1 protein-coding gene is annotated in these 373 nt (G+C 64.6%); it reads right to left on the bottom strand.

Annotated features, from left to right (window positions below; all coding sequences use genetic code 11):
• The coding region (locus AC0IYH_RS29850; RefSeq protein WP_471837696.1) for a peroxidase family protein at nucleotides 1–373 on the bottom strand (373 nt) is incomplete at both ends.

Genomic DNA, 373 nt, shown 5'->3' with positions numbered 1-373 from the left:
CCGCGTGTCCGATCCACTGCTCCTCGGCGCCCCAGTACGTGTCACCCTCCGACTGGAAGACGTCCTTGCGCCCACCGGCGAAGCCGAAGGTTGGTCCGCCCATGCTCTCGATGGCGACGTTCCCGGCGAGGATGAACAGGTCCGCCCAGCTGATGTGTTTCCCGTACTTCTGCTTGATCGGCCACAGCAGGCGCCGTGCCTTGTCCGGATTGCCGTTGTCCGGCCAGCTGTTGAGAGGTTCGAAGCGTTGTTGGCCAGACGAGGAGCCGCCACGTCCATCGGTAACCCGGTAAGTACCCGCGGCATGCCACGCCATGCGGATCATGAAAGGGCCGTAGTGCCCGTAGTCCGCCGGCCACCAGGGCTTGCTATC

The sequence above is a fragment of the Pseudomonas sp. AC463 genome (assembly GCF_979253585.1).
Note: the sequence above shows the minus strand (reverse complement) of the source record. Positions and strands in the feature narration are given on the sequence as shown.